A 19,806-nucleotide genomic window follows, 5' to 3' on the forward strand; every position below is an offset into this window, starting at 1 on the left:
CGCACACCTGCTTCATACTCGGGATGGATCAGCTTGAAGTGCCCCAACTGGCGTTCGACGATAAAGCCTGGCACACCACCCATGGCTGCCGCAATGTTTGAGAACAGACGGGCCTTCTGTCCATCATCAAACAGATTAAACAGAGCCCGTGGCTGCGAATAATCATCATTGCCAATGCGATGATTATAACGGTCGGCTTCGCCTTGAATGCGCAGCGGCGGTTCTTTCGCAGATGGCTGCTCGACAGGACCATTGAACGAATTCGGCTCGTAATAAGCATCCGGATTGCCTGTTGCGATGCCGCCAAAACTATTCATCTGACCATCGCGATGATAGTGATGCACGGGGCATTTCGGCTGATTAACCGGCAGGCTTTCATAATGCGTGCCAAGACGGTGACGATGCGCATCCGCATAAGAGAACAGGCGTGCCTGTAACATCTTGTCTGGCGAATAGCTGACGCCCGGCACGATATTGGATGGCGAGAACGCCGCATTTTCAATCTCGGTAAAATAGTTCTCCGCATTGCGGTTCAGTTCCATCACGCCAATATCGATTGGCGGATAGTCAGCGTGCGGCCAGACCTTGGTGAGATCAAACGGGTTATATGGCGTCTTGTCGGCGTCGAGTTCCGGCATGATCTGCACCTGAACTTTCCACTTCGGAAACTCGCCCTTATCGATAGAGGTGTACAGGTCTTCCTGCGTGGATTCGCGCGTGCGGCCAATCACATGTTCGGCTTCGTCATTGGTCCAGTGCTTGTGGCCTTGAAGAGTCTTGAAGTGGAACTTAACCCAGTAGCGTTCGCCAGCATCATTCCAGAAGGAATAGGTGTGTGAGCCATAACCGTTGATGTGGCGTACATCGGTCGGCAGGCCACGATCCGACATCAGGATTGTCACCTGATGCAGGCTTTCAGGCGAAAGCGACCAGAAATCCCACATGGCCGTTGCCGAACGCAGATTGGTCTTTGGGTGACGCTTCTGGGTGTGAATGAAATCCGGGAATTTAAGCGGATCACGCACAAAGAAAACCGGTGTGTTGTTGCCAACCAGATCCCAGTTGCCTTCTTCGGTGTAGAATTTCAATGCAAAGCCGCGAACATCGCGCTCGGCGTCAGCAGCACCCTGCTCACCGGCAACGGTGGAAAAACGCGCCAGCATTGGCGTCTTGGCACCGGGCTGCAAGGCCTTGGCTTTTGTATATTTGGAAATATCGCCAGTGATCGTCAGCGTGCCAAATGCACCCCAACCCTTTGCATGAACAACGCGCTCTGGAATACGCTCGCGGTTCTGATGGCTCAGCTTTTCAAGCAGCTGATAATCCTGCAACAATACCGGACCGCGCTCGCCGGCGGTAAGGGAATTCTGGTTATCCGGAATTGGCGCACCAGCGCTTGTCGTCATAATTGGACGGTCTGTCATGAGAATTTCCTTCCTAAAAATCGTTTGTCGATCTTACATTCAGCTTGGATTCTGACATTGGACAGCCTCGCCGCATCATGCCTACTGGATAATAAGCCCAGTTTAGACTTATTCTAATAATAATCTCCAATTGCTTTTTTTGTTATTATTGATAAGGTTTTCCTATCATGTTTACAGTTCGCCAAATGCGCTACTTTGATGCGCTCGCCAACACTCTGCATTTTCGCAAAGCCGCTGAGCTTGCACATATTTCGCAACCAGCCCTATCGGCACAGATTGCTGAAATGGAGACCGTGGCCGGTGCCTCGCTGTTTGAGCGCTCTCATCGTAAAATCATTATGACAAAGCTTGGTCGCGAGTTGCTCCCCGGCATCCGGGCAATTCTCAAAGAGCTTCATGCGATGGAAGAAATCTCTGCGCAGAGCAAAGGCTTGCTGCAAACCCAGCTGCGGCTGGGGATTATCCCAACCGTTGCCCCCTATATCATCCCGCATCTCATTCCACTGCTGGGGGAACGACACCCGTCTTTCCGCCTGCAGCTGCGCGAAAGCATAACGGCAACACTTCTTGATGAGCTGCATTCCGGTGAGATCGACGCGATTATCGCAGCTTTGCCAATCGTAGACGATAGACTTGCGTATCAGAAACTTTTTGATGATCGTTTTCTGATCGCCACCTCAAGCAATGATCAGACGGTCTTGTCTTCAACCATGACGCAGGACGATGCGGCGCTCGACCGCCTGCTGCTGTTAGAAGAAGGCCACTGTATGCGCGATCAGGCGCTGGCAGTTTGTTCGCTGCCAGCGCAACGGCAACTGGTGAAGTATGGCGCAACCAGCATGACGACCCTTTTACAAATGGTCTCGCATGGAATGGGCCTGACGCTTATACCGGAAATTGCTGTTCATGCGGAAACGCGCAGCAACAATATGCGCATCGTTCCGTTCGATGGTGAACAGCCAAAACGCGAGATCGCGCTTTTCTGGCGCAGACAAAGCAAGCGTCCCAAAGACTTTCGTGCGCTTGCAGATTGTATTGTCGAAAGTGCAGACAAGCTTCTCATCAATGATGATGACTTGGTGTCATTGCCAAACTAAAAAGGCGACCCAAAGGCCGCCTTTTTGGTAAGGTTACATGCCGCCCGGATAGTTCGGGCTTTCGCGGGTGATCGCCACGCCATGCGAGTGGCTTTCGCGAAGTCCTGCATTGGAAATGCGTACAAAGGTTGCCCTGTCGCGGAACTCTTCCAGAGTCTTCGCACCAACATAGCCCATCGAAGCCCGCAGGCCACCCGCAAGCTGATGCAGAACCGCGGAAATCGGCCCCTTATAGGCGACCTGGCCTTCAATGCCTTCTGGAACGAGCTTCAGCTCATCACGAACTTCCGCCTGAAAGTAACGATCTGCCGAACCACGCGCCATTGCACCCACCGAACCCATGCCACGGTACGACTTGAACGAACGGCCCTGATGCAGGTAAACCTCACCCGGGCTTTCTTCGGTACCCGCCAACAGAGAACCTGCCATGGCAGCGACAGCACCGGCTGCAAGCGCCTTGGCGAAATCGCCAGAGAACTTGATGCCGCCATCGGCAATAACCGGAATATTGTGCTTATGCGCCGCTTCAACCGCCGACATGATGGCCGAAAGCTGTGGAACGCCAACGCCCGCCACAATACGGGTGGTGCAGATTGAACCCGGTCCAATACCGACTTTAACGGCATCCGCACCCGCATCGATCAGCGCCTGCGTACCTGAAGCAGTCGCGACATTACCGGCTAGAATAGCGATATTCGGATAGGCTTTCTTGATGCGTGCAACAGCATCGAGAACGCGCTGCGAATGACCATGTGCGGTATCGACAACCAACAGATCGACGCCTGCATCGATCAGACGTTCAGCGCGCTCGTAACCGTCTTCGCCAACGCTTGTGGCGGCAGCGGCACGCAGACGGCCCTGCGCATCCTTGGCAGCATTCGGGTTCAGCTGCGACTTTTCCATGTCTTTGACGGTAATCAGACCAACGCAGCGGCCCTTATCGTCCACAACCAGCAGCTTTTCGATGCGGTGCGCATGAAGAAGGCGCTTGGCTTCGTCCTGACTGACATTTTCGCGAACCGTGATCAGGTTTTCGCGCGTCATCAGTTCGTAAATCTTCTGTGCCGGATCGGAAGCAAAACGCACATCGCGATTGGTCAGAATGCCAACCAGACGGCCCGGACCTTTGCCAGCGTTTTCTACAACCGGAATACCCGAAATGCGGTGCGCTTTCATAAGCGCCTGTGCATCGGCAAGCGTTGCGTCCGGTCCGATGGTAACAGGGTTAACGACCATGCCAGATTCGAACTTCTTGACCTGACGGACCTCTTCGGCCTGACGCTCTGGCGTCAGATTGCGGTGAATAACACCGATACCGCCCGACTGCGCCATGGCGATTGCAAGACGCGATTCGGTGACCGTGTCCATGGCGGCGGAAAGCAGTGGCAAATTAAGTTCAATGTCTTTGGCAATGCGGGTGCGCAAATCGACCTGTCCCGGCATCACCTCGGAATGGCCTGGCTGCAACAGAACATCGTCGAATGTGAGAGCAAGAGCGCCGGTGGAAGATTCTACGATTTTAGCCATTGCCAATTCCTTTACCGGTTTAACCGAATGAGAAAAGCCGCCTCTCCGGTAGGGAACCGGGAGTAGCGACTACGCTTCGTTACATGTTGAATTGGCACCGGCTGGTAACACGCTTATGACTGGTTGGAAAGTCTTTTGCTTACAAGTTTCAGTTACCGATCACGATTTTCATGATAAATCACCCGTCATATTTTTTAAAATCCGCGCCCAAAGGGGGCAAAATGCGTAAAGCATATCAACGAATCCATCTCATTCGTCGCTCACGCGCCATGTGGATGTCTCCACGATTATGGAAACCACGCCTTGTTTTCTGGTGTGGAGCCATTGCAATCGGCGTTATAAGCGTCGCCTTTGCACAGGCCGCAGATATTGCGCAAAGCTGGTTCAAAACCATGACGGATGGCACAACAAGTCCATGGCGGGGCTGGTTGCCACTGGTTATCACGCCGCTCGGCTTCATGGTCTGCGCATGGATATCACTCAGGTGTTTTCCGGGTTCAGGCGGCAGCGGTATTCCTCAGGCAATTGCAGCGCGACATCTTAAAGATCCTGCGGATCGAACGTTTCTGCTCTCGATGAAAATTGCCTTTGGCAAAATCATCCTCACAATCGTTGGTTTGTTTTCCGGCGCTTCGATCGGTCGCGAAGGCCCCACTGTGCAAATCGGTGCATCGATCATGCTTTTATCCGCGCGTATCGGCAGCATGGAACAAGCACGCGGCCTTATCCTTGCAGGCTCCGCGGCAGGTATTGCTGCGGCTTTTAACACGCCGCTTGCAGGTATCGTCTTTGCCATTGAGGAAATGGGGCGAGCTTATGCGGCACGAACGAACGGGCTTGTTCTGTCGGCAGTCATTCTTGCGGGTCTTGCCTCGCTTGGCCTTGTCGGAAACTATAATTACTTCGGACTGACCACCGTCACCGTTGCAACCCGCATCGACTGGGTTCTGGTGGTTTGCTGTGGGGTAATCGGCGGTGCACTTGGCGCAGCATTCAGCGCGTTTGCACTCAATCTGACAAACCGTATCCGTCGCCACGTGCAAAAAGCCCCTCTGCGTGACACGGTTATCATAGCAGGCATTTGCGGCCTGCTGATTGCAGCCATCGGTATTGCATCGGGAGGCACCACCTTTGGCACCGGCTATGATCAGGCACGCAGTGCAGTTGAAGGCTTATCCCTCCCCCCACTTTATTTTCTTGAGAAATTCATCGCGGGTCTTCTGTCGATGGTTTCTGGCATTCCGGGCGGTATATTTGCGCCGTCGCTATCGGTTGGCGCAGGGCTTGGCAGCACAATAGGGCTGATGCTTGGTACCAGCATCAGCCTGGCCGCTGTTCTTGGCATGGCGGGTTATTTTGCAGGTGTGGTGCAAGCACCGATGACGGCATTTGTGATTATTCTGGAGATGACCGGTAATCATAACAATGTCATTCCGCTTATGTGTGCATCCATGCTGGGCTACGGTACAGCAAGGCTTATTTCACACGAGCCACTTTATCATGCCCTTTCGCGAATATTTGTTGCTGATGTCTTGCGTATGCGTCGGGCACAGAAGAAGAGTGTGTTAACTGAGTAAATATCAAATGGGGGAGAACGGCCTATGGACAGACGCGCATTCGCAAAAGGACTTGCAGGGCTTGGAACAATGCCTTTCATTGTCGGCTCAGCGGCAGCGGCAAAAGGGGGAGATCAGAGCATGCTGGAACTTATGGGCGGAAGCATCACCGATGTGCCGGGAATAAAGCTTGGTCATCACACGCTGACAAAACGCCCGACCGGCTGCACAGTTCTGCTTTGCGAAGAAGGTGCCGTGGCTGGTGTCGACGTACGCGGCTCGGCCCCCGGAACCCGTGAAACAGATTTGCTCGACCCCATCAACCTTGTGCAGAAGGTGCAGGCGGTCATGCTTTCTGGCGGCAGCGCCTATGGGCTGAATGCTGCAACCGGCGTCATGCGCTATCTCGAAGAAAACAAACTGGGTTTCGCCATCGGCAAAGGCGTGGTTCCGATTGTGCCAGCGGCAGTTCTGATGGATTTGGGCGTCGGCGATTTTTCCATCCGTCCCGATGAAGAAGCGGGCTATCTCGCCTGCAAGGCAGCAAAGGCCGAACCATCCGGTGAAGGTAATATCGGGGCTGGTGCCGGTGCTTCGGTCGGCAAGATGTTTGGCATGGACTATGCCATGAAAGGCGGTTTAGGCACCGCAAGTTACAAGGTCCCTGGCACTGAAGTCGTGGTCGGTGCCATTGTTGCCGTCAATGCGGTTGGCGATGTTTATGCGCCCAACTCGCAGCAGATTCTTGCCGGCGCGCGCAATGAAGACGGCAAAGGCTTCCGCAACATCATGGATTCGATCATGCAGGGCCGCAATGTTGTGAAATCCGGTGGCGCGAACACCACTATCGGTGCAATCGCCACCAATGTCTCCTTCAACAAGGCCGAACTCAAGAAAATCGCAGGCATGGCGCATGATGGCTTTGCCCGTTCGATTAACCCTATCCACACAATGTGGGATGGCGATACAATCTTTGCGCTCTCGACAGGCAAGGTAGAAGGCGTTGAAGCTGATGTTACCGCAATTGGTGCAATTGCGGCAACAGTAATGGCGCATGCGGTGGCTCGTGCGATTATTCAGGCAGAAAGTCTGCCCGATCTCAACCTGCCAGCACACCGCGATTATGTATGACTTAAATGTCTCGATAACCACATAATCATGCAACGATTGAAACAGTCTGCAATATAAGCGATAGGAGAAACGACTTTTACAAAGCGGTTATATTAGCAATAGATTGATTTATATCTGAAAAACAGGTTCGGACATGGCATGACAGGCAACTCCCTGAAATTCGGCACAAGTGGTCTTAGAGGTCTCGCGACCGAACTGAACGGATTACCCGCCTATGCTTATTCGCTGGCATTTGTTCAGGTGCTGAGGTCAAGAGGGAGCTTGAATGCAGGCGACCGCGTTTTTGTCGGGCAGGATTTGCGCCCATCGAGCCCCGATATTGCAGCCCTTGCCATGGGTGCGATTGAAGATGCAGGTTTCAAGGCGATTGATTGCGGCGTGTTGCCCACACCTGCTTTGAGCTATTTCGCAATCGCACAAAATGCGCCCTGCATCATGATCACGGGCAGTCATATTCCCGATGATCGCAACGGCTTGAAATTCTATCGCGCGAACGGCGAAATCGACAAGAATAATGAGGCTGCAATCAGTGCGACCTATGCCGCCCTCCCCGCCGATCTTTCGACGCGAAAAGCGACAGGCGAAACCGTCAGCAATGAGGCAATGGACGCCTATGCCGAGCGCTATATCAAGCTGCTTGGCGCTGGCAGTCTCGCGGGATTGAAAATCGGCGTCTACCAACATTCCTCTGTCGCACGTGATCTTCTCATCAAAATTCTGGATGCCGTTGGCGCTCAAACAGTGGCGCTTGGCAGGTCCGATGTTTTTGTGCCGGTCGATACGGAAGCGTTGCGTTCCGAAGATATTCACCTTCTCGCGAATTGGGCTAAGCAGGATCGCTTTGACGCTATTGTTTCGACCGACGGTGATGCAGATCGTCCGCTGATCACCGATGAAAAAGGACATTTTGTACGCGGTGACCTTGTCGGTGCAATCACATCGGCATGGGCAGGTGCAGATACAATCGTCACACCCGTCACCTCCAATGCAGCATTGGAGGAGTGCGGAAAATTCGCTTACGTTTTGCGCACACGCGTTGGCTCGCCTTATGTCATCGCTGGGATGCAGCAGGCTTTGGATGGTGGTGCAAAAAGCGTTGTCGGCTTTGAAGCCAATGGCGGCGTGCTTCTTGGCAGCACCATTGAGAAGAACGGGCAACAATTATCGGAACTCCCCACCCGCGATGCGCTGCTCCCCATTCTTGCATGCCTTAGCACTATCAAACAAACGCAAAAGCCGCTGTCTGAAATCGCAAGCAGCTATCGCTTTCGCATTGCATTGAGCGACCGCTTGCAGAACGTGCCACAAGAAAAAAGTGCTGCTTTCCTGTCGGTCATAACGCAGGAAGATGCGCGGTCGCATCTTTTTCCGATTGGCGATCCCGTTGTGCGCTTTGAAACAATCGACGGCGTGAAGCTGTTTTTCGCCTCCGGCAACGCCGTGCATTATCGCGCGTCTGGAAATGCGCCGGAACTGCGCTGCTATGTGGAAGCTGCGACCGAAGAAAAGGCCGCAGAACTTTTGACCATCGGACTTGAAATCGCCCGTAACGCAACGAAGGATGCTGACAACAAATGAGCTTTATTCCGGTTATCATCAGCGGTGGCTCTGGTTCCAGACTCTGGCCGCTTTCGCGCGACGCTCACCCAAAGCCGTTCATAGAACTACCCGACGGCGGCACGCTGATCGGCAAAACCTATGCACGCGCATCGCATCTTGACGATGTCGAACAGGTTTTGACCGTCACAAACCGCGATTTCCTGTTTCTAACGCTTGATGCCTATGCAGCGGCTGGTGCTCGTAAGATCGACAATACATTCCTGCTGGAACCGCTTGGCCGCGATACGGCCCCGGCAGTAGCATTGGCTGCCCTTCAATCGGCATCGACCTATGGTGCGGACGCAACATTGCTGATCATGCCTGCCGATCATCTCATTGAAGATGAGGTTTCTTTCGCGGCAGCGGTTTTGAAAGCCCGCGCGCTTGCCGATGCTGGCCGCATCGTGACATTCGGCATAGTTCCTAACAGCCCGGAAATTGGCTTTGGCTATATCGAAGTAAATGGCGACGATGTTCTGCGCTTTGTCGAAAAGCCAGATGCTGCCACCGCACAGACCTATGTCGAAAGCGGTCAGTATTACTGGAATTCCGGCATGTTCTGTTTCAAGGCATCAACAATGATTGACGCCATGCAGAGCCACGCTCCGGACGTTCTGGCAGGTGCAAAAGCAGCGCTTGAACATTCGCGTCGCGGTGTGAATGGTGAAACCAAAACGCTCGAAATCGCGCGCGATCAGTTTGCTGCAACACCTGCAATCTCTATTGACTACGCAGTCATGGAAAAGGCCGACAATATTGCCTGCGTTCCCGTCTCTTGCGGCTGGTCGGATATTGGTTCATGGGCGGCTATGGCCGATTTGATCGAGCCCGATGCTGACGGCAATCGTCTGCGTGGCGAAACTGTGCTTGAAGACACAACCGACAGTTTTGTTCTTTCAGAAACCCGCCTCGTGAGCCTCGTCGGCGTACACGATCTACTGGTCGTGGATACACCGGATGCTTTGCTGGTCGCCCATCGCGACAAGGCACAGGATGTGCGCAAGGTGTTTAACAAGCTGCGTTCACAGGGCCATGAAGCGGCGAAGCTACATCGCACAGCGCACCGCCCATGGGGAACCTATACGGTGCTCGAAGAAGGCGATGGCTTCAAGATCAAGCGTATCGAGGTCAAGCCCGGTCGCCGTTTGAGCCTGCAAGCGCATCACCACCGTTCAGAACACTGGATCGTGGTTTCGGGCACGGCTAAGGTCGTCAATGGCGAGCGGGAAATCCTGCTGACCAACAATCAGTCGACCTATATTCCCTGTGGCTTCAAACATCGTCTGGAAAACCCCGGCATTCTGCCGTTGGTGCTGATTGAAGTGCAAAGCGGTGAATATCTCGGTGAAGACGACATCGTGCGTTACGACGATATTTACGGACGAACTTAAAGCATTTCCAGCAAAAGTGCGAAGCGGTTTTGCGCGGGATAATGCGCAAAGAAGAAGACCAGAACAATAGCTGGTTCTCCGTAAGGGCGAATCCGCTATAGTCGTGCCATGACAATTAGGCACTTAAGCGAAACCATTATCAACCAGATTGCCGCTGGCGAGGTGATTGAACGCCCCGCCAGCGTGATCAAGGAACTTGTCGAAAACGCCATCGATGCAGGCGCAACCCGTATTGAGGTTGTAACCGCAGGCGGCGGCAAGACGCTTTTGCGCGTAACCGATAATGGTTCGGGCATTCCATCCAAAGAATTGCCGCTGGCAGTCTCGCGCCATTGCACCTCGAAGCTCTCTGATGATGTGCATGATATTCGCGCTTTGGGTTTTCGCGGCGAAGCCTTGCCGTCGATTGGTTCCGTTTCTAAACTTACGCTGAAATCGCGCCCGCAGGATGCGGAATCAGGCTTTGAAGTCATCGTCAATGGCGGACATCTGGAAGGTCCACGCCCCGCAGCGCTCAATCGCGGCACCATTGCCGAAGTGCGTGATCTTTTCTACGCGACGCCTGCGCGCCTCAAATTCATGAAGACGGATCGCGCCGAAGCCACTGCCATCACCGATATTGTCAAACGGATTGCCATCGCCTTTCCGCACGTGCGCTTTTCGCTCGCTGGCACTGATCGCACGCCGCTGGAACTGCCTGCAACGGGCAGCGGCGCAGATGCAACGCTAGAACGTATCGGGCAGATTCTTGGCAAGGAATTTTCCGAAAATGCGCTGGCAATTGATGCCGAGCGCGATGGCGTGAGACTTGCTGGTTTTGCAGGAATCCCGTCGTTCAACCGAGGCAATGCGCTGCACCAGTTTGCCTATGTGAATGGCCGCCCGGTTCGCGACAAGCAGATTTTGGGTGCTCTACGTGGTGCATATTCCGATGTAATTGCACGCGACCGGCATCCGGTCGCCGTGCTTTTCCTGACGCTCGATCCCGCTTTGGTGGACGTGAACGTGCATCCGGCCAAAGCCGATGTGCGCTTCCGCGATCCCGGTCTGGTGCGCGGCCTGATCGTTGGTGCAATCAAGCAAGTGCTCGCACAATCGGGCATTCGCCCCGCTACCAGCGGCGCTGAAGCCATGTTGCAGGCGTTTCGGGCCGAAGGGTTTCAGCCACGTGCGACAGCCAACAATTATGCATCGCAAAACTGGCGCACGATCGCGCCTACCCCGCGCACCGAATGGTCACCGCAGACAGCGCATCCTGCCCATAAGCCGCTTAATTTCGATCATATTCCAGCATTTCGCGAAGATGAACAGGCGACTCTCGAGACTTTTGCGCAGCCTGCAGCCGATGCCCGCGCGACTATCGTGGAAGCTCCCGTCGAACTGATGCAGAAACCTTTGGGGGCCGCACGCGCGCAAATCCATGAAAATTACATCGTCGCGCAAACAGAAGACAGTTTGGTTATCGTGGATCAACACGCCGCCCACGAAAGGCTTGTCTATGAAGCCTTGAAAGACGCGCTGCATGCACGCCCGATAGCAGGACAAATGCTGCTTATTCCTGAAATTGTCGATCTTACAGAAGAAGACGCAGAACGGCTTGTAACCCATTCTGAAACGCTGGCGCGATTTGGTCTTGGTATTGAACAATTCGGCCCCGGCGCGATTGCTGTGCGCGAAACGCCCGCCATGCTGGGCGAAATGAATGTGCAGCAACTCATTCGCGATCTGGCCGATGAGGTTGCAGAGCATGATACATCCGATGGTCTCAAAGCTATGCTTAACCATGTCGCCGCAACCATGGCCTGCCATGGTTCGGTGCGTTCCGGGCGGCGCATGAAGCCCGAAGAAATGAACGCGCTGCTGCGCGATATGGAAGCAACGCCCGGTTCAGGCACCTGCAATCACGGACGCCCGACCTATATCGAACTGAAACTCACCGACATTGAACGATTGTTCGGAAGGCGCTAGACGATAACGCTAGCACTTGATAGATTTCAGCATCAAGGAATTACACAATGAACAGATTTGAATCACCCCGCTCTTCCGAAGCTGTCCTTCGCTATCTCGATGGCGATTTCGAAATCGTGAAGCACGGTTCTTATGTCGTCTGCGCCGTCTCAAGCGCGCAGATCCCGCTCGACGAGCTAAAATATTGGAGCGTTGCGCGACAGGAGCCCTATGCAACAGGGCTGATTTCCTACGAACGTGAACTCGAACTCAATCCCGAATTGCGCAGCCGCTCAAAGGTCTAATAATCAAGCAAGCAAGCGGGTTTTGAACTGCTCGACTGCCATATCGAGAATATGGCGCAGCGCATCCTTGCGCTCAAATTGCAAATCGACATCTAACACCGCCAAGTCGCGAATGAACTTGTCAGGCACATCGCTCATGGTGACAAGGCGCACATGATCCTTGGCCGTGGTAATAAGTCCAAGGCCAAGCTTTTGTGCGGTTTCAGAAAGCTTGCGAATATCATCCGGCTGATAGCTGTAATGATCAGGAAACGTCCGGCTTTCAACCACTTCGCCGCCTGCCTGCTCTACACTTGCAAAGAATTTGGCCGGATTGCCAATGCCGGCAAAAGCCAGCCAGCGCTTGGCTTTCACTTCTGATGAAGATGACGGCAGCAATTGCGCTTCATAGATGGGGCGTCCGGCACGCGATGCCTGCCGCACAACAAAATCAGCCTCTCGCCCCTTGCCAATGCGCAAAACCGCATCCGTTTTGCGCAACTGATCGGTCAAACTTGCGCGCAGGGGACCGGCCGGAATCATGTGTCCATTGCCAATACCACGCGTCGAATCGACCACCACCAATGAAAAATCTGCATGCAGGCGCGCACTCTGGAAACCATCATCCATGATGATGAAATCGCAACCACGTTTGAGCAGCTTTTGAGCGGACTTTAGTCGATCCGGGCAAAGTGCAACCGGCGCATGGCGCGCCAATAAAAGCGGTTCATCGCCGACATGACGTGCGCTATCATTAGAGGGATCGACAATATGCAGACCGGTATAATTGCCGCCATAACCACGCGAAACAATGCCAGGACGCAAACCACGCTCTTTTGCAGCCTTGGCAAAGGCGATTGCCGTCGGCGTTTTGCCAGCACCGCCCACTGTGAAATTACCGATGCAAAGCACGGGCGCTGCAATGTTTGGTGGTTCAGCCTTTAAAAGCCTGCGGCCTGCAACAGCACCATAGACCCACGAGAGCGGAGCGAGCCCATAGGCCCGCCAGTCAGGCTTTCCCCACCAGAAGGGCGGCGCCTCACTCGCCATAATCAGATGCCGCCGTTGATAAAGGCCGCATCATTGCGATTGCCCGGCAACTGTGCTTGCAACACCAGCGGCTGAATAAACGGTTCCAGTGAATTCAATGTGCGATTCAGTGCACCGCGCATATCTTTCACCGTATCCGCACCGGCATTGATCATCGTCTGCAAATGCTGCGGATTGTTAAACAGGAAATTGATGGCACCAGCGAGCATATTACGGTCTTTCACAACACGCGCCCCGCCATTCTTGATGAGGCGCTGGAAAGATTCGCGGAAATTCTGCACATTCTTGCCGGTAAGCACCGCCGTACCCATCATGGCTGGCTCAAGCGGATTATGCCCGCCTTCCTTAGTCAGCGAATTGCCGATAAATGCAATCTCGGTCAATTGCAGATAAAGCCCCATTTCGCCGATGGTGTCACCCAGCAGAATATCGGTATCGGCTTCAATCACATCGCCACGGCTACGTGCAGCAACCTTCAAGCCCTTTTGACCAAGCATCGCCTCGATTGCAGTCGCGCGGTTGGGATGACGCGGTACGATAATGGTCACCAGACGCGGATAGCGGACTTTGAGCATCTGATGCACTTCGGCAGCGATTTCTTCCTCGCCATCATGCGTGGAAATAGCAGCCCATGTGCGCCGCCCGGCAATCTGGCTCTTTATCGTCGCCAGCGCCTGCGGATCAGCAGGTGCAGGCGCCGTATCAACCTTGAGATTACCCGAAACGCTCACCGGCCTTGCGCCGAGCGCACGGAAACGATCACCGTCAAGTTCAGATTGGGCAATCACATGCGCGAAATTTTCAAACAGGGCTTCCGCCAGTTCCGGGCGCTTTTGCCATGCCGCAAAAGAGCGGTCAGACAAACGGCCATTGACCAGCACATGCGGAATATGGCGCGTACCGAGCGAAAGCACGGTTGCAGGCCAGATCTCGGATTCGCAGCCAATCGCCAGATCGGGCTTCCAGTGATCAAGGAAATTATTGACCGCCGGTTGCAGATCAAGCGGCGCATATTGATGGATAACCTGATTGCCAAGCTGGTCTGCGACAAGCTTGGCAGATGTAACGGTTCCGGTCGTCATCACAACATGGATACCGGCTGCCGCAATACATTCGATCAGCGGAGCAATCGCAACCGATTCGCCAACGCTTGCGGCATGCGCCCAGATGACCGGGCCTTGCGGGCGTGAAATAGCGGTTTTGCCGTAGCGCTCGCCGCGCCGCAAACGCTCTTCCTTACCGCGCGATGCGCGATAGGAAATATAAGTCCCGATAAATGGATAAGCGGCGGAGCCGAGCATACGATAGGCCGACAACATGTTTCGTGCCCAACGTTCACTCATTTCGCTGCCTCCAATGCTGCATAGGCTTTGGTCGTCGCGTCATTAAGCTGGCGCGTCAATTCCATGCGCTTTTCTTCCAATTGTGCCTCATCGGCATTTTCATCCACCCAGACCGGCTCTCCGCAAACAATCATCGAGCGGCCAAATGGCAACGGAATAGTCGTCTTATCCCAAGTCTTATGCAAAACATGATTCCGCGAAAAAGCATATGCAAAAGGCATTATTGGCCTGCCGGAAAGTTTGGCCAGCAAAATAATTCCTTCGCCCGCTTCGCGTGCTTTGCCATGCGCAATATCAGCAATCATTGATGCCGATTGTCCCTTTTTCAGGGCATTCTTCAACGTCAGAAGCGCACGTGCACCGCCTTTTTTAGCGGAATTGCCCTCACCGCGCCCACCTGAGCCGCGTACTGTGATAAATCCAAATTTTTCAGCAATGCGCGCATTTAGTTCAGCATCGTTGCTGCGCGAAAACATCGCCACCACTTCAAGATCATGTGGGCGCACCACCGGCGCCATAATGTGCTGACCATGCCAGAACGTCACGATGGATGGGCTATTTTCTCGAAGGAGGCGTTTTATATCCGCAGAACCCTTAAGGCGCGGATTGGTCAAATGCACAAATTTCAGATAGCTGGAAACCAACTGAACGAGGGCTGATCTGATGAATGCCGAACGCGCCAGCGGGCCGCGAATGCGGCGCCACAAGCGCTTGGCAAAGCCATCCGAACGGCTGCGCGCATCGCCATGCGAACCGCTTTTTACCTCTGCCATCTGATCTTTGCGCGGCGTAGACAAAAGCGCTTATTCCGCTTTCAAGTCCACGCCTTCCGGGTCCAGCAGTCGGTGCAGATGAACGATAAAATAACGCATATGGGCGTTATCGACAGTCTGCTGCGCCTTGGATTTCCAGGCTGTCTTTGCAGATTCGTAATCCGGATAAATACCAACAACATCGAGATTATCGAGATCGCGGAACTGAATGTTCCCAAGCTTTTTCAGCTCGCCGCCAAATACCAGATGAAGAAGCTGCTTCTTGTCGCCTTCGGCACTCATAAAATTATTCCCTGAACAAGTTTGGTTAGCCCGAATGATTAGCTTAATGGCCAGTCCGCGACAACACTCAACATTTCCTGAAGAAGGTTTCCGCTGGAGGCCACCAGAGCACCATGTTGCAGCGTCGGTCCACCATAGTTAAGAGGCCGGGCATCATGGTTCAACAGCGCTCCACCCGACTCACTCAAAATGAGGTCCGCTGCAGCCAAGTCCCAATCATGGGAATTGGGCCGAATGAAGGTGCCAGCAATATCACCCCGCGCAACCATCGCAATACGATAGGCGAGCGAGGGCACATAAGGGTGCAAAATCACGCGCTCACGCCACGCTTCAGGCAGAATTTCGACCGTTCGTTTTGCAGAAGCCATTGCAATTTTATCGCCATCTAATGGCAAACGCGTTTGGATCGGCATGCCGTTCTGGGATGCACCAAATCCCTTGCCTGCTTCAATCACCTCATTGAGTGCTGGACATTGCAACACACCGGCGATCGGCTTTCCGTCTTCGACAATCGCGACGCTGACACACCACTGCGCCTGACCATTAATATAACCGCGCGTTCCATCAATCGGATCAATCACGAAAGCGCGTCGGCGGACAGCTTTGGTCCGCTCATCGGTCGTTTCTTCCGAAATCCAGCCATAGTCAGGGCGCGCTTCAAGCAGCACTTCTTTGAGATAATGATCGACAGCAAAATCCGCTTCACTGACTGGCGACTGACCATCTTTCAGCCATACTTCAGGCGATTGGCCGAAATATCGCATGGCTATGCGACCGGCTTCACGCGCCGCGTGGCGCAGAAGTTCCAGCTCGTTCTGAATGTCTTTTCGTTTCTCAATTTCCGGCAAGGGTCATGCCTTCAATCACAAGAGTTGGGGCCGTCACGCCAAAATTCCGATCAATATCGGAAGCGGGGGTCATATTGAGGAACATATCCTTGAGGTTGGACGCAATCGTCACTTCGCTGACCGCATAGGCCAACTCGCCATTCTCGATCCAGAAACCCGACGCGCCTCGGCTATATTGGCCGGTGATCATATTGACACCCTGTCCGAACACTTCCGTCACATAAAAACCGGTACCGACCGAGCGGATCAGGTCTTCCGGCGTTTCTACACCCGGCTCAATGGCAAAATTGGTTGATGCTGGCGAAATACCAGACCCCGAACGGACGCCGCGACCATTGCCCAAAAGGCCCAGTTCACGTCCGGTTGAGCCCGACAACAGCCAATGCTGGAGCACACCGTTTTCAACCATTGTGAGCGGCTGACCTTCAATGCCTTCGCCATCGAATGGACGCGACGATGACCCGCGAACCCGCAATGGATCATCGGTAACATTGATACCGGCTTTCAAAATCTGCTTGCCTAGACTATCGCGCAGAAAGCTTGTCTTGCGCGCAACCGAAGCACCATTGATGGCGCTCGCAAGATGTCCGGCAATACCGCGCGCCAGACGCGGATCAAAAACCACCGTGATCGGTCCGGTCTTTGCCTGTCTTGCACCGAGACGACGCACGGCGCGTTCGCCTGCGCGTCTGCCGATATTTTCAGGGGTATCGAGATCAGCAAAATGAAGCCGCGAGCTGAAATCATAGTCGCGTTCCATCTTGGTACCCTCGCCTGCAATGGCAGACACGGAGCGGCCAAAACGCGTTGCTGCATATTCGCCTGTAAAGCCGGACGATGTAACCAGCACAAGCCCACCCATGCTGCGCGATGCACCGGCCCCACCGGAATTAGTCACACCTTGAACAGCGCGAGCGGCGGCTTCGGTCGCCAGCGCATCTTCGGTGAGACGCGCGGTATTGATCTCAATCGTGTCGAAAAGATCGAGATCACGCGGCGATTTTACCAGGAGTGCCGGATCGGCGAGTTGCTCAAACGGGTCTTCCGGTGCAACCCGCGCCATAGCAACAGCGCGCCCCGCCAATCGCTTGGGATCGCTGCCTGCATTGGCCGAAACACTGGCAATTCGACGTCCGACAAACACACGCAAAGAAAAATCATCGCTCTCAGACGATTCGGTTCCCTCAACCTTGCCAAGCCTGACCGAAACGCTCACCGAGCGCGCACGGATCACAACCGCGTCAGCGTGATCTGCCCCCGCATGCTTTGCAGCTTCCACGAGCCGGGCCGCGCGATCAACGATTTTTTCCGAGGAATTATCTGAAATCATTACATAATCCAAGATTATAGGGGCAAAAATACGCGAGACTAACAACCACGAGATATAACCAACCGTAATGGGAGTTTGTGAAAAAATATCGTCAAATTGTTCGACATAGGACTGATTAGAGCCATATCTTGATTCTATCACTACAGTTGTAAATTCGTGATGCCGGGCTGCAAAAAGCAATTTTCTGTGCTTCGGTGCTCACATACCCTTAAGTATGCTCCGCTCCAGTGCTCGAAAATCACTCTTTTCGCCACGGCCTGACGAATTTATAACTGTAGTGCTATATTGCTGAAATCCGGGGGCTTCAAGGTAAGCTCACCACATTCTTTAAATTCCAAGAGCATAAAATGGTCGCAACTGGTGGAAGTCTCTACTTACAGGCGCTGATGATTCTGGGCGGTGCGATCATCGCGGCCCCTCTTTTCAAGCGACTTGGCTTGGGCACGGTGCTGGGCTATCTCGCCGCTGGTATCGTCATTGGCCCGATGGCACGCCTCATCGCAGGCGGCGAAGATCTGTTGCACTTTTCCGAACTCGGCGTCGTGTTCCTGTTGTTCATCATCGGGCTTGAACTCAAACCCTCGCGCCTTTGGGCATTGCGGCATGCTATATTCGGCCTTGGCGCGGCACAAGTAATATTGACTGGTTCGGCACTCGCCGCTCTTGGCGTCTATCTGGCCGGTCTGGAGATCAATGCGGCAATCATCATCGGCTTCGGTCTGGCATTGTCTTCAACGGCATTTGCCATGCAGGTTCTGGAAGACCGCGCCGAGACCAATCAAAAGCACGGACAGCGCGCCTTTGCGATATTGCTGTTTCAGGATCTCGCAATCGTGCCGATCCTTGCGATTATTCCTGCACTCTCTCCCAATGAACCTTCACAAGCCAGTGCAGGCTTTCATCTGTTAACAGCAATCGCCGCCATTGCTGCACTGGTAATTGCCGGGCGCTATCTGATCAATCCAATGTTTCGTATCATTGCCAATACCGGCGCGCGCGAAGTTATGATTGCAGCAGCGCTTTTCGTGGTGCTGGGATCAGCAAGCCTGTTACAATCTGCAGGCCTTTCCATGGCGATGGGCGCGTTTATTGCAGGCGTTCTGCTCGCAGAATCTTCTTACAGACATGAGCTTGAAGCGGACATCGAACCGTTCCGCGGAATATTCCTTGGTCTGTTTTTCGTGGCCGTCGGACTGTCGCTCGATCTCACCGTAATCATACAATATTGGAAAACAATCCTGATTGCCGTTCCAATTTTCATGCTCGTCAAAGCGGCTATCATCTATATTCTGTGCCGTATCTTCCGTTCTAACCACAATGACGCGATAAGAATCGCGTTCCTGTTACCACAAGGCGGTGAGTTCGCATTCGTGTTGTTTTCGGCAGCCGCCGCAGCCGCTGTGATTCCGAGCGCTTTAAGTTCTGAACTAATCGCAGCTGTCACCGTTTCCATGGCGCTGACGCCACTTTCCGTTGCCATCGGTTCAAAGCTTCTCATTAAGGACAAGACAGAAGATGTAATCGAAGAGAATTTCGAAGGTGCCGGTGCCGATGTTCTAATGATCGGTTTCTCGCGTTACGGGCAGATTTCCGCGCAGATATTGCTGGCAGGCGGCATCGATGTGACGGTGATCGACAATTCACCCAATCGTGTGCGTGCGGCGGGTAAGTTCGGTTTCCGCATCTATTTTGGCGATGGTACACGCAAGGATGTGCTTGAGGCCGCAGGCATTCGCAAAGCAAAAATCGTTGCCATCTGCACGCATAAGAAAGAAGTCACCAACCGCATCGTCAATCTGATCCAGTCGGAATATCCCGATGTGCGGCTGTTTGTGCGCTCTTATGACCGCGAGCACACGCTGCAACTGCGTGGACAGGGCGTGGAATACGAACTGCGCGAGACTTTCGAATCGGGTCTGTTGTTTGGCCAGCGAACACTTGAAGGTCTTGGGCTATCAGAATCCAATGCCTATGAAATTCGCGAAGACGTGCGCCAGCGCGACGAGGATCGACTGCATGTGCAAGCATCGGAGGGCATCATGGCTGGACGTTATCTGCTGTTCAACAAGCCGGTTACGCCTGAACCTCTGGTTAAACCATCACGTGAAGGCCAGCGCATCGACAAGGCTGGTGACGATATGGATGCAGTTGCCAACGTTGATGAAGGCTCGCCCTCACCCGTTGCAGCGGAGTAAGCTCTTTTAATATTTCGCATTATCCTACG

Annotated in this window: 16 protein-coding genes; 8 read left to right on the forward strand and 8 right to left on the reverse strand. The window is 53.8% G+C overall.

All coding sequences use genetic code 11. From position 1 onward, the window contains the following. The coding region (locus CEV31_RS19690; protein WP_094509782.1) for a catalase at positions 1 to 1,424 on the reverse strand (1,424 nt) is incomplete at its 3' end. Between the two features lie 167 nt (positions 1,425 to 1,591). On the opposite strand from CEV31_RS19690, the gene CEV31_RS19695 reads away from it, so the two are divergent. After that, positions 1,592 to 2,521: a hydrogen peroxide-inducible genes activator gene (locus CEV31_RS19695; RefSeq protein WP_094509784.1), complete on the forward strand. Its 930-nt coding sequence runs from the start codon at positions 1,592 to 1,594 to the stop codon at positions 2,519 to 2,521. 33 nt (positions 2,522 to 2,554) lie between these two features. Here the strand turns inward: CEV31_RS19695 and guaB are convergent, their stop codons facing one another. Next, complete coding sequence (gene guaB / locus CEV31_RS19700) at positions 2,555 to 4,048, reverse strand: IMP dehydrogenase (protein ID WP_094509786.1); 1,494 nt, start codon at positions 4,046 to 4,048, stop codon at positions 2,555 to 2,557. A gap of 221 nt (positions 4,049 to 4,269) precedes the next feature. On the opposite strand from guaB, the gene CEV31_RS19705 reads away from it, so the two are divergent. From CEV31_RS19705 to CEV31_RS19730, 6 genes are all read left to right on the forward strand, one after another. After that, positions 4,270 to 5,625, forward strand: coding sequence for a chloride channel protein (locus CEV31_RS19705; RefSeq protein WP_094509788.1), 1,356 nt, complete (start codon positions 4,270 to 4,272; stop codon positions 5,623 to 5,625). Positions 5,626 to 5,649: 24 nt separating this feature from the next. After that, the gene (locus tag CEV31_RS19710) at positions 5,650 to 6,735 is read left to right on the forward strand and encodes a P1 family peptidase (RefSeq protein ID WP_094509790.1); all 1,086 of its coding nucleotides are present in this window, start codon (positions 5,650 to 5,652) and stop codon (positions 6,733 to 6,735) included. Positions 6,736 to 6,873: 138 nt separating this feature from the next. Then, entirely contained in the window at positions 6,874 to 8,313 is a 1,440-nt protein-coding gene (locus CEV31_RS19715) for a phosphomannomutase (RefSeq protein ID WP_094509792.1), read from the forward strand. Beyond that, a complete protein-coding gene (locus CEV31_RS19720) occupies positions 8,310 to 9,725 on the forward strand; it encodes a mannose-1-phosphate guanylyltransferase/mannose-6-phosphate isomerase (protein WP_094509794.1) in 1,416 nt (471 codons plus the stop codon). The genes CEV31_RS19715 and CEV31_RS19720 overlap by 4 nt, the downstream gene beginning before the upstream one ends. Positions 9,726 to 9,833: 108 nt before the next feature. Further along, positions 9,834 to 11,693: a DNA mismatch repair endonuclease MutL gene (mutL, locus tag CEV31_RS19725; protein WP_094509796.1), complete on the forward strand. Its 1,860-nt coding sequence runs from the start codon at positions 9,834 to 9,836 to the stop codon at positions 11,691 to 11,693. 47 nt (positions 11,694 to 11,740) lie between these two features. Beyond that, positions 11,741 to 11,977, forward strand: a complete 237-nt coding sequence (locus tag CEV31_RS19730) for a DUF2093 domain-containing protein (RefSeq protein ID WP_094509799.1) — start codon at positions 11,741 to 11,743, stop codon at positions 11,975 to 11,977. Between the two features lie 3 nt (positions 11,978 to 11,980). Here CEV31_RS19730 and lpxK read toward each other — a convergent pair whose 3' ends face one another. The 6 genes from lpxK to CEV31_RS19760 are packed head-to-tail and all read right to left on the reverse strand — an operon-like array spanning position 11,981 to position 17,582. Continuing rightward, entirely contained in the window at positions 11,981 to 13,006 is a 1,026-nt protein-coding gene (lpxK, locus tag CEV31_RS19735) for a tetraacyldisaccharide 4'-kinase (RefSeq protein ID WP_094509801.1), read from the reverse strand. Between the two features lie 2 nt (positions 13,007 to 13,008). Further along, positions 13,009 to 14,349, reverse strand: a complete 1,341-nt coding sequence (waaA, locus tag CEV31_RS19740) for a lipid IV(A) 3-deoxy-D-manno-octulosonic acid transferase (RefSeq protein ID WP_094509803.1) — start codon at positions 14,347 to 14,349, stop codon at positions 13,009 to 13,011. Then, positions 14,346 to 15,122 carry a lysophospholipid acyltransferase family protein gene (locus CEV31_RS19745; RefSeq protein WP_094509805.1) on the reverse strand — a complete coding sequence of 259 codons (777 nt, stop codon included), beginning with the start codon at positions 15,120 to 15,122 and terminating at the stop codon, positions 14,346 to 14,348. Before CEV31_RS19745 ends, waaA begins: the two co-directional genes overlap by 4 nt. A 30-nt stretch (positions 15,123 to 15,152) precedes the next feature. After that, entirely contained in the window at positions 15,153 to 15,404 is a 252-nt protein-coding gene (locus CEV31_RS19750) for a DUF4170 domain-containing protein (RefSeq protein ID WP_094509807.1), read from the reverse strand. Positions 15,405 to 15,442: 38 nt separating this feature from the next. Further along, positions 15,443 to 16,252, reverse strand: coding sequence for a 3'(2'),5'-bisphosphate nucleotidase CysQ (locus CEV31_RS19755; RefSeq protein ID WP_094509809.1), 810 nt, complete (start codon positions 16,250 to 16,252; stop codon positions 15,443 to 15,445). Further along, a complete protein-coding gene (locus tag CEV31_RS19760) occupies positions 16,239 to 17,582 on the reverse strand; it encodes a TldD/PmbA family protein (RefSeq protein ID WP_094509811.1) in 1,344 nt (447 codons plus the stop codon). Before CEV31_RS19760 ends, CEV31_RS19755 begins: the two co-directional genes overlap by 14 nt. Before the next feature lie 347 nt (positions 17,583 to 17,929). Between CEV31_RS19760 and CEV31_RS19765 the strand changes: the two genes are divergently transcribed. Next, positions 17,930 to 19,777: a monovalent cation:proton antiporter-2 (CPA2) family protein gene (locus CEV31_RS19765; RefSeq protein WP_094509813.1), complete on the forward strand. Its 1,848-nt coding sequence runs from the start codon at positions 17,930 to 17,932 to the stop codon at positions 19,775 to 19,777. The last annotated feature ends 29 nt before the right edge of the window (positions 19,778 to 19,806 follow it).

Source organism: Brucella thiophenivorans, assembly GCF_002252445.1.
GTDB classification, from domain to species: domain Bacteria; phylum Pseudomonadota; class Alphaproteobacteria; order Rhizobiales; family Rhizobiaceae; genus Brucella; species Brucella thiophenivorans.

What these genes read in the sequence shown, in the direction of transcription:
- guaB (WP_094509786.1), bottom strand. Translation starts at nt 4,048, where the DNA reads ATGGCTAAAATCGTAGAATCTTCCACCGGCGCTCTTGCTCTCACATTC.
- CEV31_RS19745 (WP_094509805.1), bottom strand. Translation starts at nt 15,122, where the DNA reads ATGGCAGAGGTAAAAAGCGGTTCGCATGGCGATGCGCGCAGCCGTTCG.
- CEV31_RS19710 (WP_094509790.1), top strand. Translation starts at nt 5,650, where the DNA reads ATGGACAGACGCGCATTCGCAAAAGGACTTGCAGGGCTTGGAACAATG.
- lpxK (WP_094509801.1), bottom strand. Translation starts at nt 13,006, where the DNA reads ATGGCGAGTGAGGCGCCGCCCTTCTGGTGGGGAAAGCCTGACTGGCGG.
- CEV31_RS19720 (WP_094509794.1), top strand. Translation starts at nt 8,310, where the DNA reads ATGAGCTTTATTCCGGTTATCATCAGCGGTGGCTCTGGTTCCAGACTC.
- CEV31_RS19705 (WP_094509788.1), top strand. Translation starts at nt 4,270, where the DNA reads ATGCGTAAAGCATATCAACGAATCCATCTCATTCGTCGCTCACGCGCC.
- CEV31_RS19715 (WP_094509792.1), top strand. Translation starts at nt 6,874, where the DNA reads ATGACAGGCAACTCCCTGAAATTCGGCACAAGTGGTCTTAGAGGTCTC.
- CEV31_RS19765 (WP_094509813.1), top strand. Translation starts at nt 17,930, where the DNA reads ATGGTCGCAACTGGTGGAAGTCTCTACTTACAGGCGCTGATGATTCTG.
- CEV31_RS19760 (WP_094509811.1), bottom strand. Translation starts at nt 17,582, where the DNA reads ATGATTTCAGATAATTCCTCGGAAAAAATCGTTGATCGCGCGGCCCGG.
- mutL (WP_094509796.1), top strand. Translation starts at nt 9,834, where the DNA reads ATGACAATTAGGCACTTAAGCGAAACCATTATCAACCAGATTGCCGCT.
- CEV31_RS19730 (WP_094509799.1), top strand. Translation starts at nt 11,741, where the DNA reads ATGAACAGATTTGAATCACCCCGCTCTTCCGAAGCTGTCCTTCGCTAT.
- CEV31_RS19695 (WP_094509784.1), top strand. Translation starts at nt 1,592, where the DNA reads ATGTTTACAGTTCGCCAAATGCGCTACTTTGATGCGCTCGCCAACACT.
- waaA (WP_094509803.1), bottom strand. Translation starts at nt 14,349, where the DNA reads ATGAGTGAACGTTGGGCACGAAACATGTTGTCGGCCTATCGTATGCTC.
- CEV31_RS19750 (WP_094509807.1), bottom strand. Translation starts at nt 15,404, where the DNA reads ATGAGTGCCGAAGGCGACAAGAAGCAGCTTCTTCATCTGGTATTTGGC.